14 protein-coding genes are annotated in these 14,901 nt (G+C 72.9%); 3 read left to right on the forward strand and 11 right to left on the reverse strand.

Annotated elements, in window-relative coordinates; translation table 11 throughout:
- Positions 1-104 precede the first annotated feature (104 nt).
- The 3 genes from modA to BEP24_RS09145 form a co-directional block, all read right to left on the reverse strand.
- Complete coding sequence (gene modA, locus BEP24_RS09135; RefSeq protein WP_065962590.1) at positions 105-923, reverse strand: molybdate ABC transporter substrate-binding protein; 819 nt, start codon at positions 921-923, stop codon at positions 105-107.
- An 82-nt stretch (positions 924-1,005) separates the two neighbouring features.
- Positions 1,006-2,100 (reverse strand): HesA/MoeB/ThiF family protein, encoded by a 1,095-nt coding sequence (locus tag BEP24_RS09140; RefSeq protein ID WP_065962593.1) that lies wholly within the window; start codon positions 2,098-2,100, stop codon positions 1,006-1,008.
- A complete protein-coding gene (locus BEP24_RS09145) occupies positions 2,097-2,510 on the reverse strand; it encodes a helix-turn-helix domain-containing protein (protein WP_065962595.1) in 414 nt (137 codons plus the stop codon). The genes BEP24_RS09140 and BEP24_RS09145 overlap by 4 nt, the downstream gene beginning before the upstream one ends.
- A gap of 90 nt (positions 2,511-2,600) precedes the next feature.
- Here BEP24_RS09145 and BEP24_RS09150 point away from each other — a divergent pair, with 90 nt between their 5' ends.
- Positions 2,601-4,229: a glycosyltransferase family 39 protein gene (locus BEP24_RS09150; protein ID WP_065962597.1), complete on the forward strand. Its 1,629-nt coding sequence runs from the start codon at positions 2,601-2,603 to the stop codon at positions 4,227-4,229.
- Positions 4,230-4,258: 29 nt separating this feature from the next.
- On the opposite strand, the gene BEP24_RS09155 is transcribed toward BEP24_RS09150, so the two are convergent.
- The 3 genes from BEP24_RS09155 to BEP24_RS09165 form a co-directional block, all read right to left on the reverse strand.
- Complete coding sequence (locus BEP24_RS09155; protein ID WP_065962598.1) at positions 4,259-5,194, reverse strand: 4-(cytidine 5'-diphospho)-2-C-methyl-D-erythritol kinase; 936 nt, start codon at positions 5,192-5,194, stop codon at positions 4,259-4,261.
- A gap of 71 nt (positions 5,195-5,265) precedes the next feature.
- Positions 5,266-6,294, reverse strand: coding sequence for an LLM class flavin-dependent oxidoreductase (locus BEP24_RS09160; protein ID WP_065962600.1), 1,029 nt, complete (start codon positions 6,292-6,294; stop codon positions 5,266-5,268).
- A gap of 139 nt (positions 6,295-6,433) precedes the next feature.
- Positions 6,434-7,453: a RimK family alpha-L-glutamate ligase gene (locus tag BEP24_RS09165; protein ID WP_065962601.1), complete on the reverse strand. Its 1,020-nt coding sequence runs from the start codon at positions 7,451-7,453 to the stop codon at positions 6,434-6,436.
- A gap of 97 nt (positions 7,454-7,550) precedes the next feature.
- On the opposite strand from BEP24_RS09165, the gene BEP24_RS09170 reads away from it, so the two are divergent.
- Positions 7,551-8,264 carry a DUF3800 domain-containing protein gene (locus tag BEP24_RS09170; protein ID WP_065962602.1) on the forward strand — a complete coding sequence of 238 codons (714 nt, stop codon included), beginning with the start codon at positions 7,551-7,553 and terminating at the stop codon, positions 8,262-8,264.
- Between the two features lie 138 nt (positions 8,265-8,402).
- On the opposite strand, the gene BEP24_RS09175 is transcribed toward BEP24_RS09170, so the two are convergent.
- On the reverse strand, positions 8,403-9,257 hold the full coding sequence (locus BEP24_RS09175; protein WP_065962605.1) for a helix-turn-helix transcriptional regulator: 855 nt from the start codon (positions 9,255-9,257) through the stop codon (positions 8,403-8,405).
- 101 nt (positions 9,258-9,358) lie between these two features.
- Between BEP24_RS09175 and BEP24_RS09180 the strand changes: the two genes are divergently transcribed.
- Entirely contained in the window at positions 9,359-10,096 is a 738-nt protein-coding gene (locus BEP24_RS09180) for an SDR family NAD(P)-dependent oxidoreductase (protein ID WP_065962606.1), read from the forward strand.
- Between the two features lie 258 nt (positions 10,097-10,354).
- On the opposite strand, the gene BEP24_RS09185 is transcribed toward BEP24_RS09180, so the two are convergent.
- From BEP24_RS09185 to metG, 4 genes are all read right to left on the reverse strand, one after another.
- Positions 10,355-10,867 (reverse strand): hypothetical protein, encoded by a 513-nt coding sequence (locus BEP24_RS09185; protein ID WP_065962608.1) that lies wholly within the window; start codon positions 10,865-10,867, stop codon positions 10,355-10,357.
- A 612-nt stretch (positions 10,868-11,479) separates the two neighbouring features.
- On the reverse strand, positions 11,480-12,328 hold the full coding sequence (rsmA, locus tag BEP24_RS09195; RefSeq protein ID WP_065962611.1) for a 16S rRNA (adenine(1518)-N(6)/adenine(1519)-N(6))-dimethyltransferase RsmA: 849 nt from the start codon (positions 12,326-12,328) through the stop codon (positions 11,480-11,482).
- A gap of 2 nt (positions 12,329-12,330) precedes the next feature.
- Positions 12,331-13,269 (reverse strand): TatD family hydrolase, encoded by a 939-nt coding sequence (locus tag BEP24_RS09200; RefSeq protein ID WP_171898779.1) that lies wholly within the window; start codon positions 13,267-13,269, stop codon positions 12,331-12,333.
- Positions 13,266-14,849 (reverse strand): methionine--tRNA ligase, encoded by a 1,584-nt coding sequence (metG, locus tag BEP24_RS09205; RefSeq protein WP_065962640.1) that lies wholly within the window; start codon positions 14,847-14,849, stop codon positions 13,266-13,268. Before metG ends, BEP24_RS09200 begins: the two co-directional genes overlap by 4 nt.
- Positions 14,850-14,901: the final 52 nt, after the last annotated feature.

Raw genomic sequence — 14,901 nt, forward strand, 5'->3', positions numbered from 1 at the left:
GCGGCGTCCTTCGCCGCGTACGTCCGTTCCGACGCCGGCCGCCGGGTCCGCGGGGACGCCGGCTTCGGGAGCCCGGCCCGTCGTCGGGCCGCCGTCCTGCGCCGTCACCGGGCCGGGGTGCCGAAGCCGGCGTCGGTGAGGACCCGGCGGCCGGCGTCGGAACGGACGTACGCGGCGAAGGACGCCGCGAGGGCCGGGTCGGCCGCGTCGTCGAGCACCCCGATCGGGTACGTGTTGACGACCTTCGCCGCCGCGGCGAACCGCACGCCGTCGACCCTGCCCGCGGCACCGCGGACGTCGGTCACGTAGACGAGCCCGGCGTCGGCCTGCCCGGACTCGACCTTGCCGAGGACGTCGGTCACGGACTGCTCCTCGCTGACCGGGTGCAGGTCGACCCCGGAGGCCCGCTCGACCGCGGCCGTCGCGGCACCGCACGGCACCGGGGCGGCGCACGTGACGAGCTGGACGTCCCGGGCGGTCAGGTCGCGGAGGTCGTGGATGCGGAGCGGGTTGCCGGGGGCGACGGCGATCTCGAGCGTGTTCGTGGCGAAGTCCTGCGGCCAGCCGTCGGCGAGGTCCCCCGCCGACAGCTTCCGGATCGTGGCCTCGTCGGCGGTCGCGACGACGTCGGCGGGCGCGCCGTTGCGGACCTGCGTGACGAGGTCGCTCGACCCGGCGAACGAGAACTGCACCGTGGTGCCGGGGTGCGCCTGCTCGTACCGCTCGCCGAGGGTCGTGAAGGTGCGCTGCAGCGAGGCGGCGGCGAGCACGGTGATCGTGCCCGTGGGGCCGGTGGACGGAGTGGGGCCGGCGGGGTCCGCGGTCCGTGCGCTGCCGCCGGTCGTCGCGGCCTGGGTCGAGCAGCCGGCGACGGCGAGCGACGCCACGGCGACGAGGACGGCGACACGCAGGAGCGGCTTCACGGGGCGATCCTAGCCGCAGGTGCGGTCGTCGTGGTGCTCCACGGGCGCGCGGTCGCCGGGGTGCTGACCACCCGTCGCTCGTTCAGTCGGACGCGGACCGGTCGGCGGTCGGACGTCCCTCGTGCCGCCAGGCCGTGATGCCACCGTCGAGGACCACGGCGTCCCGCCCCTCGTCCGCCGCCGCCCGGGCCCACGCGGTGGCCCGACCGCCGCTGGCGCACACGACCACGAGCGTCGAGTCCCCCGCAGCGATCCCGGCGGCCGGGTCGAGGTCGGTCGGTCGCACGGAGCCGAGGACGATCCCGGTCGCCAGCTCCTCCTCGGTGCGGACGTCGACGAGCACCACCCGCCGCGCCGGGTCGTCCAGCCACGCGGCCAGCCCGGCCGGCGACACCCGTGCCGGCTCCGGCAGCGCCGACGCCTGCGGGCGCCGCGACCCCGGTCCGCGCCGCAGCGGGCTCTCGGTCCACCGCCAGCGTCGGGCGTCCACCGTGAGCACGCGGCCGAGCAGCGGTTCGCCGAGTCCCGCGACCAGGGCCGTCACCTGCGCCGCCATCACGGAACCCACGGCACCGCAGAGCGCGGGCAGCACGCCGTCCCGCGCGCAGGACCCCTCGTCGGGCAGTGCGTCGGGGTGCAGGTCGTGGAAGTCGACCGGCTCCGGTGCGGCGTCGTGGAAGACCGAGACCTGGCCGTCGTAGCCGAGGACCGTGCCCCACACGAACGGGACCCCCGCACGGGCGCAGGCGTCGGACACCGCCCGGGTGACCTCGACGCTGTCGGCCGCGTCGACCACGACGTCGTGCCCGGTCACGTGCTCGGGGCGGAAGTGCTCGGCGAGCGCGACGACCTCGACGACCGGGTCGACGCCGCGGACCCGGGCGGCGGCGACCTCGGCCTTCGGGCGATCCACGTCCGCCAGCGAGAACAGGGTCTGCCGGGCCAGGTTCGACGCGTCGACGACATCGTGGTCGACGATCGTGATCCGCCCGAGGCCGGCACCGGCGAGCAGGGTGAGCACGGGCGAGCCGAGGCCGCCGGCACCGACGACCAGGACCCGCGCCGCGGCGAGGGCGTCGAGCGCGGACCGGCCCGCGCCGGGGAGCACCGCCGTGCGGGACGTCACCGCACGCCGCGCGTCCCGTGCCGCGAGGGCGTCGGCGCCGTCGGCGGTCACCGGCCTGCCTCGGCGACGTCCGGGACCTCGACGGTCACCATCGTCGCCTTCACCGAGGCCACGGCGACCGACCCGACCTCGAGCCCGAGGTCGCGCACCGCCTCGGCGGTCATCAGGGACACGACGCGGTTCGACCCGGCCTGCAGCTCGACCTGCGCGACCAGACCGTCCACGACCAGGTCCGTCACGATCCCCACGAACCGGTTCCGGGCGGAGCTGCGGACGCCCGACGGGTCGTCCAACCCGGCGTCCCGCCCCCGCACGTACGCGGCGAGGTCGCTGCCCGCGACGACCGTGCGCCCCGCGGCGTCCTCGGCACGGGGCAGTGCGCCGGACTCCACCAGGCGGCGGACGGTGTCGTCGCTGACGCCGAGGTACCGTGCGGCGTCGCGGATGCGGAGTGTCGTCATGGTGGACGCGACCCTACGGCATGGCGAACTCTCACGCAGACCGGTCCGGTACCGGGCAGCCGTCCAGCCGACCCCGCTACCGTCCTGAGCGTGAGTACACCCCAGACCGGTAGCATCCGCGTCCCCGCGTCCGCGGGCGTCGCGCCGGTCCGGTCGCGCCTGCGCACCGGTTCGGCGGCCGTCGGACTCGCCCTCGTCCGCACCCCCGAGCTGACGATCGGGGCGTTCGGTGTCCTCGTCGCCGCGGCCTTCGCCTGGGTGCCCTCGCTCTGGTACGACGAGGCCGCGACCGTCACGAGCGCGCAGCGCAGCTGGCCGCAGCTCTGGGCCGAACTGCACTCCGTCGACGCGGTGCACGGTCTGTACTACGCGATGATCCACGCCTGGTTCTGGCTCGTCGGGTACACCCCGTTCACCCTCCGCTTCCCGAGCGCCCTGGCGATCGGGGTCGCGGCGGGGCTGGTCGTCGCACTCGGCCGTCGTCTGGGCGGTCGACGGCTCGGCATCACGGCCGGCCTGGTCTTCATCGCCCTCCCCCGCGTCCAGTGGGCCGGCTCCGAGGGTCGCCCCTACGCCACCGTCACGACGCTCGCCGTCTGCCTGACCCTCGTCGGCCTCACCGCCGTCCGACGGACCCGCACCGGTCGGAGCCTGCGCTGGTGGATCGCCTACGGCGCCGTGGCGCTCGTCGCGGTCACCTTCAACGCGTACCTCGCCCTCGCCGTCGTCGCGCACGCCGTCGCGCTGGGCTGGACCCTGCTCGCCGAGCGCCGCTCCGGCCGTGGCCCGGCACCGCTCGTCACCCGCGACGTCGTGGTGCGCTGGGCGGTGGCCGCGGGCATCGCCGCCGTGGCCGTCTCGCCGCTCGTGCTCGAGATCACCGCGCAGTCGAAGCAGGTCGGGTGGATCGGCCCGATCAGCGAGCGGACGATCCCGCAGGTCTTCGCGACCGCCTGGTTCGGTGGCTCGGACCTGTACGCGGCCGTCGCGTGGGCCCTGATGGTCGTCGGTGTCGTCGCCGCGGCGGTCCAGGTGCACCGCCGCTCGCCCTCGGTGCGCGCGCTCCTGCGTGCCCAGGCCGTCCGGGTCGCCCTCCCCCTCGTGGTGCTGCCCACCGCGGTGCTGCTCCTGGCGACCGCGTTCGGCAAGCACCTGTACACGCCGAAGTACGCGTCGCTGAGCCTGCCGTTCGTCGCGCTCCTCATCGCCCTCGCCATCACGCTCGTGCGGCCCAAGGCACTGCTCGGCGCCGCGCTGGCCGTGTGCCTCGTGCTGAGCATCCCGACCGCGAGCGCCGTCAAGATGCCCCGCGCCAAGCAGGACTCGACCTGGGCGAACGCCGCCTCGATCGTCTCCGCGGAGCGTGCCGGGCGTGCGGGTGCGAACGAGGGCGTCGTGTTCGGCAGCGTCTACGGCCACCCCGGCACCACGGCCGACATCATCCGGATCTCCTACCCGTGGGCGTTCACCGGCATGACCGACCTCGGCGCGCGCAAGATCGGCGCCGAGACCGGGGTGCTGTGGAACCAGAACGGCGACCTCGCCACGACGATCCCCGAGCGACTCGGCGAGATCGACACCGTGTGGTTCGTCGGCGGGACCCCGAAGGCGCGGAACATCGAGCCGGAGACCGCCGCGGTCCTGGCGGAGCACGGCTTCCACGCTGAGCAGCACTGGAAGACCGGCCGCGTCGTGCTGACGGAGTACGTCAAGGGCTGACCCCCGCCGTCAGTGCCCGGGCGCCGTCGTCACTGGTGGACGACGCGCGCGCCGTGCACCGGCCCGGTCGCCCGCAGCGCCACGAACCCGGCGGCGCTCAGTTCGACCTGCACCTCGAGCGCGGTGTCCCGGTCGGCGACCAGGAACGCCACCGTCGGCCCGCTCCCGGACACGATGCCCGCGAGCGCGCCGGCCTTCTCGCCGACCTCGAGCGTCGCCGCCAGGGCCGGCTGCAGCCGCATCGCGGGGGCCTGCAGGTCGTTGTGCAGGCAGTCCGCGAGGAGGCCCGGGTCGCCCGCCCGCAGCGCCTGCAGCACGTGGGCCTCGACCACCGGGGTCGTCGGCGCGGGCGCGATGTCCGCCCGGTACCGCTCGCGGTGGGCGTCCAGCGCGCGGTAGACCGCCGGCGTGGACAGCCCGGAGTCGCTGAGCGCGAGCACCCAGTGGAACTCCCCCTTGGCGAGCGCCGGGCTCAGCTCGTCGCCGCGGCCGGTGCCGACCGCCGTGCCGCCCGCGAAGGCGAAGGGCACGTCGGCGCCGAGCCGGGCCGCGAGACCGAGCAGCTGGTCACGTCCGAGCGCGGTGCCCCAGAGCGTGTCGACGGCGAGCAGGGTCGCAGCCGCGTCGGCCGACCCGCCGCCCATGCCCCCGGCGACCGGGACCTGCTTGTCGATCGTCAGCCGCACCCCGCCGCGGTGTCCGGACGCGTCGGCGACCATGCGGGCCGCCCGGATCGCGAGGTTCGACTCGTCGGTCGGCACCCCGCTCGTGTCGATCGGGCCGGTGAACCGCACCGAGAAGTCGTCGGCGTGCTCGGCGGTGACGTCCTCGTACAGCGAGACCGCCTGGTACGCGGTGGCGACGTCGTGGTACCCGTCGTCCTGCAGCGCCCCGACGGACAGGTACACGTTGATCTTGCCGGGGGCGCGTACCCGTACGCGGGTCGGAGCGGCCGGCGTGGTCATGGCACCAACCTATCCTCCCGACGACGGACCGCCGTCGCACGCTGCGCCGACGGACCGCGCACGCCCGCGACTCAGACGGTCGGCCGCACCAACGGGATGACCTGCTCGCCGAAGCGCTCCATCTCCTCGGCCTGCGGCGAGAACTGCAGCAGGAGCGTGTCGACCCCGGCGTCCTCGAACGCGCGGATCCGGTCGGCCACCTGCTGCGGCGTCCCGACGAACCCGGGACGCAGGCCACGGTTCGACACCGAGTAGTCCTCGAGCGAGGGCACGTGCTCGAGCTGCGACTTCGAGATGAAGTCCTGGTACGACTCGTACGCCTTCCCGTGCTGCACGTCGGTGATCCGCGCGAGCTCGGCCTGTGCCTCCGCCTCGGTCTCGCGCACGATGACGTACGCGGCCATGCCGAACGCCTCGAACGGCGCGGCTCCGGCCTCCTCGCGCCGACGTCGCATCTCGGCGATCTTCGTCCGGAGCTCGTCGACCGTACCGCCGTGCGTCAGGTACGCGTCGGCGAAGCGGGTGATCGCGCCCTTGCCCGCCTCGCTCTCGCCGCCCGCGTAGATGCGCGGCGTGACGCGGGGCTTCGGCTCGAGGTGCGCGTTCTGCACGTCGTAGTACTCCCCCGAGAACGAGAACGGCGTCTCCGCCCACAGTCCCTTGAGGATCGCGACGAACTCCTCGGTGCGCGCGTACCGGTCGTCGTGCTCCGAGAAGATGCCGCCGTACTGCCGTGCCTCCTCGGCCCACCAGGCGCTGACCACGTTGAACGTGAACCGCCCGCACGAGATCTCGTCGATCGTGGCCGCCTGCTTCGCCGTCACGGCCGGCAGGTGGTAGCCGGGGCGCATCGCCGCCATGATCTCCAGACGCTCGGTCGTCGCCGCGAGCGCCGCCGCGAGGGCCCACGCCTCGAGGCTCGGCGCCGCCGTCCCCTTGATGTCGTTGAGGTTGAGCTCCGGCACGAGCGTCAGGTCGAAGCCGATGCGCTCGGCGCGCTGCGCGAGCCGCTTCACGTAGTCGAACGTGACGGGCATCGCCTCGTCCTCGACGTTGCGCAGCCAGCCGCCGAAGAGCGGGGTCCAGTATCCGAATCGCACGAGTGGTTCCTTGCTGGTGGGGAGTGACGGCCGGGAGGCGCGGGGCGGGCCCGACCCGCGCCTCCCGGCCGGTGGTGGGACGGACGGGAGGCGCGGTGCAGGGCCGCGCCGGGCCTCCCGTCCGGTGGGTGGTGCCGGATCAGGCGGTGGTCGCGGCCGCCGCGTACTCGCGCTCGAGGAGCGCGCCGGTGAAGCGCGCGATCGCGCGCGGGCCGGAGACCGGCGCGACCGCCTCGACGGCGGGGTTGTAGTTCGTGTTCGTGTTGATGTCGTACACGACGGTGCGCCCGTCGGTGGTCTCCATGAACTCGACACCGGCGATCGCGATGCCCTGCTCGGCGAGGAACGTGCGCAGGCGCTGCACGAGCGGGTGCTCGGCGGTGACCTCGTCCCGCAGGCTGAAGGCCGGGGGTGCGCCGGGCGTCTCGGTGCCGGGCACGTCGCAGACGGCTCCGGCGATGACCTGGGGGGTGTCCGCTCCGGACGGTACGGCGCACGCGTCGGCCGGGCAGAGCTCGAAGCTGCCGGCGCTCGTGTCGACACGGACGGCGTAGACGAACTCGCCGCCGACGAACTCGGCACGCGTGATGAACGGCTCGCGCGCGGTGAGGTACTCCTGCAGCAGGGTGATGCCGTCGACGGGCGCCTCGAACTCGGGGCTGCCGACGTACGCGTCGAACTCGGCCAGCGAGTCGAAGCGGCGGACCCCGAGGCCCTTGCCGCCCTGGTTGTGCTTCGTGATGAACGGGACGTCCTGCCCGCCGGTGAAGTCCCGGGCGGCCGCCGAGAGCTGCTCGGTGCCGAACACGGCCGTGGTGCGCGGCACGTCGAAGCCGGCGGCCCGCAGGAGTCCGTGCTGGGCGACCTTGGAGACCTCGAGCTCGAGGACGTGGCTGCCGCCGACGACCGTGCGACCGGCCCGCTCGAGCCAGCCGAGGACCGCGCGGGTGTACTCCTTGCTGTGCTCGTGGCCGCGGGTGTGGCTGCTCGCCGACATCCGGCTCCAGTACACGCCCGGCTCCGGATCGGCGCCGAGGTCGATCCGGCCCTCGGTCAGCAGGACCTCCTGGACCGGGACGCCCTCGGCGGCGAAGGCGGCGGCGAGCGGCGGGAACCACTCGGGGTTCTCGTGGATGACGTACACGCGCGGAGTGCTCACCGCCCCACCCTAGGCACGGGTGGTCGGGCGGTGCCAGGAGTGTGACGCGCCGTTGCTTCGGCTCGGTGATGTTCTGGAACATCAGTACGGTTGCGTGGTGCGCCTCATCTTCATCGACGAATCAGCGAGGGATGACGACTTCTACTTCTTCGGCGCGCTCGTCGCCGACGCCGACGCGATCAGGTCCATCGAGCGGGGGTTCGACGACATCGGCCGACTGGTGGCCGCACATGTCGGAGGCTTCGAGCCGGATGCGGAGTTCCACGGAGTGGAGATGTTCCACGGCGAGGGTCCGTGGAAGGGAGTCCCCGTCGGGTGGCGGGTCAAGGCGTGCACCCTGGCTGCGAAGGTCCTGGCGCGATCCTCGGCCTCGTACGTCCTCCGCGGCATCGACCTGCAGGCCCACCGCCGCCGCTACGGCTCACGCGCATTCCCTCCGCACCTCCTCACTCTCGCCCAGCTGCTCGAGTGCGTGCACGAGCGGCTGGGCTCGCTGGACCGCAGCGATGGTCTCGGTCTCGTGCTCGCAGACGAACACCACTCGGCGGCGGGCGCTCGCCGGAGCCTCCGGAGTTTCAAGGTCGAGAGCGTTCCCGGCTACACGAAGAAGCCGCTCACCCGGATCGCGGACACGATCTACTTCGGCCCCTCGCACGAGAGTCGCATGCTGCAGGGAGCAGACCTGGCGACCTACTTCATGAACCGCTCACGAACAGTTGTCGAGAAGGACGAGCGGGCGGCCGCAGCAGTCGCGAAGATCGTGGCGATCCTCGAACGGATCACGATCGTGGACTACGTCTGGGCACCGTGAGACCGGGATGATCCTGATCCCGAACGACACAACGCCCCGCCGATGGCGGGGCGTTGGCTGGGTGCGGGAGGCTCTGCAGCGTCCTGCTCCTCCATCATATCACCGGCTCCCCACGACGCTCGGCGACGTGCTGCAGTCCTACCGCGCCGGTTCGGAGCCGAACTGCTGGGTGCCGAGGACGCCGAGGAGTTCGAGCTTCTGAGCGTCCTCGCTGCCCGGGGGCGCGGTGAACAGGAGCAGGGCCTGTGCCTGGTCGTCGGTGTGCAGGACCTGGCAGTCGACGGTGATGCGCCCGAGCTCCGGCTGCACGATCGTCTTGTTGTCCGACCACCGGGTCGCGACCTCGTGCCGCTCCCAGAGCTCGCGGAAGGCGGGGCTCCGGTCGAGCAGGTCCGCGATCAGTTCGGTGGCGCGGCGGTCGCCCGGACCCGCGAGGCCGACCGCTGCGCGCAGCGACGCCACCACGACGCGCCCGAGCCGGTCGTGCTGCTCGGGGGCGTACTTCGCGAGCTCCGTCCCCGTCACGAACCAGCGCCACGCCTGGTAGCGCTCGTTGCCGGGCAGGCCGACCGAGGTGCCGAGGAGGGCGGTCGCCAACCGGTTCTCGACGAGCGTCTCGCCGAGCAGGCTGACGACGATCGCCGGGGTGTCCTCGAGGCGGTCGAGCACCCGCAGGATCGCCGGGTCGACGTGGTCGCTACGGTGCATCCGGACCGGGGCGGTGTGACCGGCGAGGTGGAACAGGTGGTCCCGTTCGTCGAGGCTGCACCGGAGCGCCCGGGCGATCGCCGCGACCATCTGCTCGGAGGGCTGGGGGCCGCGCTGCTGCTCGAGCCGGGTGTAGTAGTCGACGCTCATGCCGGCGAGTGCGGCGACCTCCTCGCGGCGGAGGCCGGGCGTGCGGCGGCGGGGTCCGGTGCCGAGTCCGACGTCGTCCGGGCGGAGCGTCTCGCGGCGGCGTCGGAGGAAGTCGGCGAGAGCGGGACGGTCCATGTGCCCATCGTGCCGCCTGGGCCACCGTCGAGCCAGGGATCGCCGGTCCCCCGATGCGCGCGCCCTGGTGGCCGCCCGTGCGGCGGAGCACGCTGGAGCGCATGGACACCACGAACAGCACCGTCTTCATCCCCGGCGCCACCTCCGGCATCGGGCTCGCCCTCGCCCAGCGCCTGCAGGCAGCCGGCAGCACCGTCGTCATCGGCGGCCGTCGGCAGGACCGGCTCGACGCCCTGGCCGCCGAGCACGGCTTCGACACCGTGGCGGTCGACGTCGCCGACGCCGCGTCCGTCCGCGACGCCTCGGCCGCCGTGCTCGAACGTCACCCCGACCTCGACACCCTCGTGACCATGTCGGGCATCATGCGCAACGAGGACCTGCGCGACCCCGGGCACATCGAGGACGCCGTCGCGACGATCGAGACGAACCTGCTCGGCACCATCCGCCTCATCGACGCGTTCCTACCGCACCTGCTCACCCGACCGACCACGACCGTCGTCACGGTCTCCTCCGGCCTGGCGTTCGTGCCGCTGACCGCCACCCCCACCTACAGCGCGACCAAGGCCGCGGTGCACTCCTACACGCAGGCGCTCCGGCAGCAGCTCGTCGGATCGGACGTCGCGGTCGTCGAGCTCGCGCCGCCCGCCGTCGAGACCGACCTGATGGGCGGGCAGGACTTCGGCGGGATGCCGCTCGACGTCTTCGCGGACGAGGTCATGACGCTGCTGGCCTCGGGGGCCGACGAGGTCCTGGTCGAGAACGTGCAGCCGCTGCGGTGGGCCGAGCGTGACGGGACGCACCGGCAGATCCTCGAGGCGATGGCCGGCCGCGGGCACTGAGCGGGCGCGCGTCGCGCGCCGGGCGCCCGCCGGGCGCCGGGCGACCGACGGGCGACGGGCGACGGGCGACGGGCGCGCGCCGCGCGCGGGTCGCGCTGGGCGGGCGCGCCTTCGCACAAGGGAAAGCACGTCGCACCACGGAATTCCGTGGTGCGACGTGCTTCTCGTAGTTCGGGAGCACGTCGCGCCACGGCGGCGTGGGAGCACAGCTCGACGAGCACGGACGCCGGTGACCCCGCATCCCGGTGAGCACGCGGTTCAGCTCGACCGTCCGCGATGACGTCGTGCGGCGTCGACGTTGTCGGCGTCCACGAGCAGGGGCAGCGTCCCGGCGTCGACGACACCCAGGCCCGGATCGACGCTGACGAGCGCGTCTGCGTCGACCGCGACTGTCGTGGCGACCTGGATCGCACCGCTCGCCGTCAGACCGTACCGGTCCACCAGCGCCTCGACGTCGTCAGCGACCTCGTCCACCCCCACCCAGTGCACGCGTGTCGTCGACTTGACCGTCTCCCACTCGACGAGCAACCCGCGTCGTCCCATCGAGTAGGCGGACTCGATCATCTCCAGCTCGGAGAGGCCGTTGTAGAAGCAATCGGTCGCCATGAGGTCCAACCGCTGCAGGAACGCCGCCGGCGCACTGTGCCCGCAGACGGTCGTGTCGATCGCCCGTCGGAGGAACCAGGAGTCGAGGACGACCCTGCGCGGCACGTCGACGTACTGCTCGAACGCGAGCACGCCACGCGCGCCCGGGTCGTCGAACGACGGCATCCGTGATCATCCACGGCGGAGGAGCCGAGAGGTCGGCGTGAACTCCCTGTCCGACGCGAATGTGTTGAGCGCTCGGTGCAGGCGGGCCCGGCGCTCCTCTGGCGTGCCGACGGGCGCGGGCGTCCGCGCCGTGATGGCGTCGATCTCCTCGCGCGAGAAGACCCGCGTACTGGTCGGCCTTGTGCGGCGGGACGCGGCCACGGCAGGGTCGGTCGTCGTCATGAGTGCTCCTTTCGATGAGGCGGAGCGACCGTACCCAGCGTCGTTCCTGAACCACGAACATGTTGTGTTCGTGACTCCAGGTCTCCGTGCCAACGGGACGCCGGGCCTCCGAGCCTTCGCACAAGAGGAAGCACGTCGCACCACGGGTTTCCGTGGTGCGACGTGCTTCTCGTTGTGCGGGAGCACGTCGCGCCACGGCGGGACCACGGCGCCGGGGGCGCGGGTACCGGGGGCTCCGCGAGCGCAGGAGCGCACCGCGCCGCGCGGAGAGCGCCCCGCGGCCGGACCGGGGCGCACGGGCCGGTCAGGACGCGGCGAGCACCGCCGGACCGGGGCGCACGGGCCGGTCAGGACGCGGCGAGCACCGCCCGACCGGGTCGTGCGGGCCGGTCAGGACGCGGCGAGCACCGTCCGACCGAGTCGGACGAAGTCCTCCGGCGCGAGCGCCTCACCCCGAGCCGTGGAGTCGATGCCGGCGGCGGTGAGCAGCTCGGACGCCCGGGCACTGCTGCCGAGCACACCGGACAGGCTCTGCCGCAGCATCTTCCGGCGCTGCTGGAACGCTCCGTCGACCAGGGCGAACACCTGCGCGCGCAGCGTCTCGTCGCCCGGCTGGTCGTGCCGGTCGAACCCGACGAGCACGCTGTCGACGTTCGGCACCGGCCAGAACACCTGGCGGCTGATCTGGCCGGCGGTGGACCAGGAGCCGTACCAGGCGGCCTTGACGCTCGGCGCCCCGTAGACCTTGCTGCCCGGTCCCGCGGCGATCCGGTACCCGACCTCGGCCTGGACCATCACGAGGATCCGCTCGATCGACGGGAAGGTCGCGAGCAGGTGCAGGAGCACCGGCACGGACACGTTGTACGGCAGGTTCGCCACCACGTGCGTGGGTGCCTCGGGTACGTCGTCGACCGTGACGGTCAGCGCGTCCTGGTGCACGACCCGCAGTCGTGCGTCGGGCTGCATGGCAGCGACGGTGTCCGGCAGCTGGGCGGCGAGGCGACCGTCGATCTCGACGGCGGTGACGGGAGCGCCGGTCTCGGTGAGCCCGAGCGTCAACGACCCGAGCCCCGGGCCGATCTCCAGCACGCGGGCATCGGCCGTGACCCGACCCGCGGCGACGATCCGGCGCACGGTGTTGGCGTCGTGGACGAAGTTCTGCCCGAGCTTCTTGGTGGGCGTGACGTCGAGCTTGGCGGCCAGGTCGCGGATCTCCGCGGGGCCGAGCAGGGCGCCCACGGCTACTCGTCCACCGTGACGGGTTCGGCGTCCCACGCGCCGTACACGAGCTCGGTGTTCGACGCGATCTGCGCGGCGAGCATCGAGGCGTCGGTGCCGAGCGTCTCGGCCATCGACCGCAGCGTGTGCGGGATCAGGTACGGCGCGTTCGGCCGGCCGCGGTACGGCATGGGCGTGAGGAACGGCGCGTCGGTCTCGATCATCACGAGGTGCCGCGGCGCGACCCGCAGGGCGTCGCGGAGCAGCTCGGCGTTCTTGAACGTCACGGTGCCGGCGAACGACATGTACCAGCCGCGCTCGGCGCACAGGCGAGCCAGGTCCGGCCCGCCCGAGAAGCAGTGGAACACGGTCTTCTCGGGGGCGCCGACACGGTCGAGGACCTCGACCACGGCGTCGTGCGCGTCGCGGTCGTGGATCGTCAGCGCGAGGTCGTGCTCCTTGGCGATCCGGATGTGCTCCTCGAACGAGCGCACCTGAGCGGCACGGCCGTCCTCGCCCGTCCGGAAGAAGTCGAGTCCGGTCTCGCCGATCGCGCGCACCCGGGGCAGCGCCGCGAGCCGCTCGATGCCGGCCAGGTGCTCGGCGAGCAGCCCCTGTTCGTCGAGGACGGGTGCCTCGTTCGGGTGCAGCGCGACCGCGGCGAGCACACGGGGCTCGCGGGCGGCGATCTGCGCGGACCACTCCGAGGTCGCCAGGTCGGTCCCGACCTGCACGACACCGCGGACCCCGACGCTCGACGCACGGTCGAGGTGCTCGCGGTAGTCGAGCGGACCGTCACCGCCGTCACCGACCCCGTCGGCGATCTCCATGTGCGTGTGGTTGTCGTAGACCGGGACGACGAGCGCCTGCGGCAGCGGCGGGTAGCTCAGGTCGCGCTTCGACCCGCCCGACGAGCCGTCGCCACGGGCCCGGACGTGCGAGGCGTCCGCCGCGTCGGTCACGCCGCGCCCTGCTCGGTCGCCGGCTGCTCGATCCGCGGGAACAGTCCGCTCTCGAGCGGCACGACGGTCTCGGCACCCTGCCACTCCCAGGCACGGTCGACCCGCTGCTCCGCGACGGACCCACCGGCACCGATCGCTGCCCAGAGCTTCTCGGTGGCCTTCGGCATGACGGGCGACACGAGGACGTTCACGGTGCCGAGGCCGCGCAGCGCGGTGGTCAGCACGGTGCCGAGCCGCTCGCGCGCCGACTCGTCCTTGGCCAGTGCCCACGGCTCCTGCTCGGTGATGTAGCCGTTCAGGGCGTCGACGAGCTCCCAGACCGCGGCGATGGCGTCCTGCGGGGCGAACGCCTGGATCGCCTGGTCGGCGCGCTCGGTGACGGACACCGCGAGGGCGTCGATCGCGCGGTCGGAGTCGGTCAGCTCGCCGCGTTCCGGGACCGCACCGTCGAAGTACTTCTGCAGCATCGCGACGAGCCGCGAGGCAAGGTTGCCGAACCCGTTCGCGAGGTCGGCCGCGTACCGGGCGGAGATGTCCTCCCAGCTGAAGTTGCCGTCCTGCCCGAAGGTGATCGCGCGGAGGAAGTAGTAGCGGAACGCGTCGGACCCGAACGTGTCGGTGATCTCGGACGGGGCGATGCCGGTGAGCTTCGACTTCGACATCTTCTCGCCGCCGACGAGCAGCCAGCCGTGGCCGAAGACCCGCTCGGGCACGGGGAGCCCCGCGGCCATGAGCATCGCCGGCCAGATCACGGCGTGGAACCGCGCGATGTCCTTGCCGACGATGTGCACGCTCGGCCACAGGCGCCGGAACGCCTCGTCGTCGTCGGAGCCGTACCCGAGGGCGGTGACGTAGTTCAGCAGCGCGTCGAACCACACGTACAGCACGTGGTCCCGGTCCCACGGGATCGGGATGCCCCAGTCGAAGCTCGACCGCGAGATCGACAGGTCGCGCAGGCCCTGCTTCACGAACGCGGTGATCTCGTTGCGGACGCTCTCGGGCTGGATGAACAGCGGGTTCGACTCGTACAGGTCGAGCAGGCGCTGCTCGAAGTCGCTCATCCGGAAGAAGTAGTTGCGCTCGGCCAGGACCTCGACCGGGATCGAGTGGATGGCGCAGACCTGCTGGCCCTCGTACGCGCCGGTGCCGGCGACCAGGTCGCTCGGCTGCTTGTACTCCTCGCAGCCCACGCAGTAGAAGCCCTCGAACTCGCCGGCGTAGATGTAGCCGTCGTCGTACAGCTTCTGCAGGAACGCGGTGACGCCGCGCTCGTGGCGCTCGTCGGTCGTGCGGATGAAGTCGTCGTTCGCCACGTCGACGGTGTCGAGCAGCGGCTTCCACGCGTCGTTCACGAGCCGGTCCGCCCACTCCTGCGGCGTGACGTCGTTCGCCGAGGCGGTGCGCAGGATCTTCTGCCCGTGCTCGTCGGTGCCGGTCAGCAGCCAGGCGTCGTCGCCCCGCTGCCGGTGCCAGCGTGCGAGGACGTCCGCAGCGACCTCGGTGTAGGCGTGCCCGATGTGGGGCACGTCGTTCACGTAGAAGATCGGCGTGGTGATGCTGAACGAGGACCCGGCGGACATGCGGACCATCCTACGGGCGGCCGCATGCCGCGTGACGCGCCCCGCGCACCAC

Source organism: Curtobacterium sp. UCD-KPL2560 (assembly GCF_001705035.1).
In the GTDB taxonomy this organism is placed as follows: Bacteria; Actinomycetota; Actinomycetes; order Actinomycetales; family Microbacteriaceae; genus Curtobacterium.

What these genes read in the sequence shown, in the direction of transcription:
- metG (WP_065962640.1), bottom strand. Translation starts at nt 14,849, where the DNA reads ATGTCCGCCGGGTCCTCGTTCAGCATCACCACGCCGATCTTCTACGTG.
- BEP24_RS09145 (WP_065962595.1), bottom strand. Translation starts at nt 2,510, where the DNA reads ATGACGACACTCCGCATCCGCGACGCCGCACGGTACCTCGGCGTCAGC.
- BEP24_RS09155 (WP_065962598.1), bottom strand. Translation starts at nt 5,194, where the DNA reads ATGACCACGCCGGCCGCTCCGACCCGCGTACGGGTACGCGCCCCCGGC.
- BEP24_RS09180 (WP_065962606.1), top strand. Translation starts at nt 9,359, where the DNA reads ATGGACACCACGAACAGCACCGTCTTCATCCCCGGCGCCACCTCCGGC.
- BEP24_RS09175 (WP_065962605.1), bottom strand. Translation starts at nt 9,257, where the DNA reads ATGGACCGTCCCGCTCTCGCCGACTTCCTCCGACGCCGCCGCGAGACG.
- BEP24_RS09185 (WP_065962608.1), bottom strand. Translation starts at nt 10,867, where the DNA reads ATGCCGTCGTTCGACGACCCGGGCGCGCGTGGCGTGCTCGCGTTCGAG.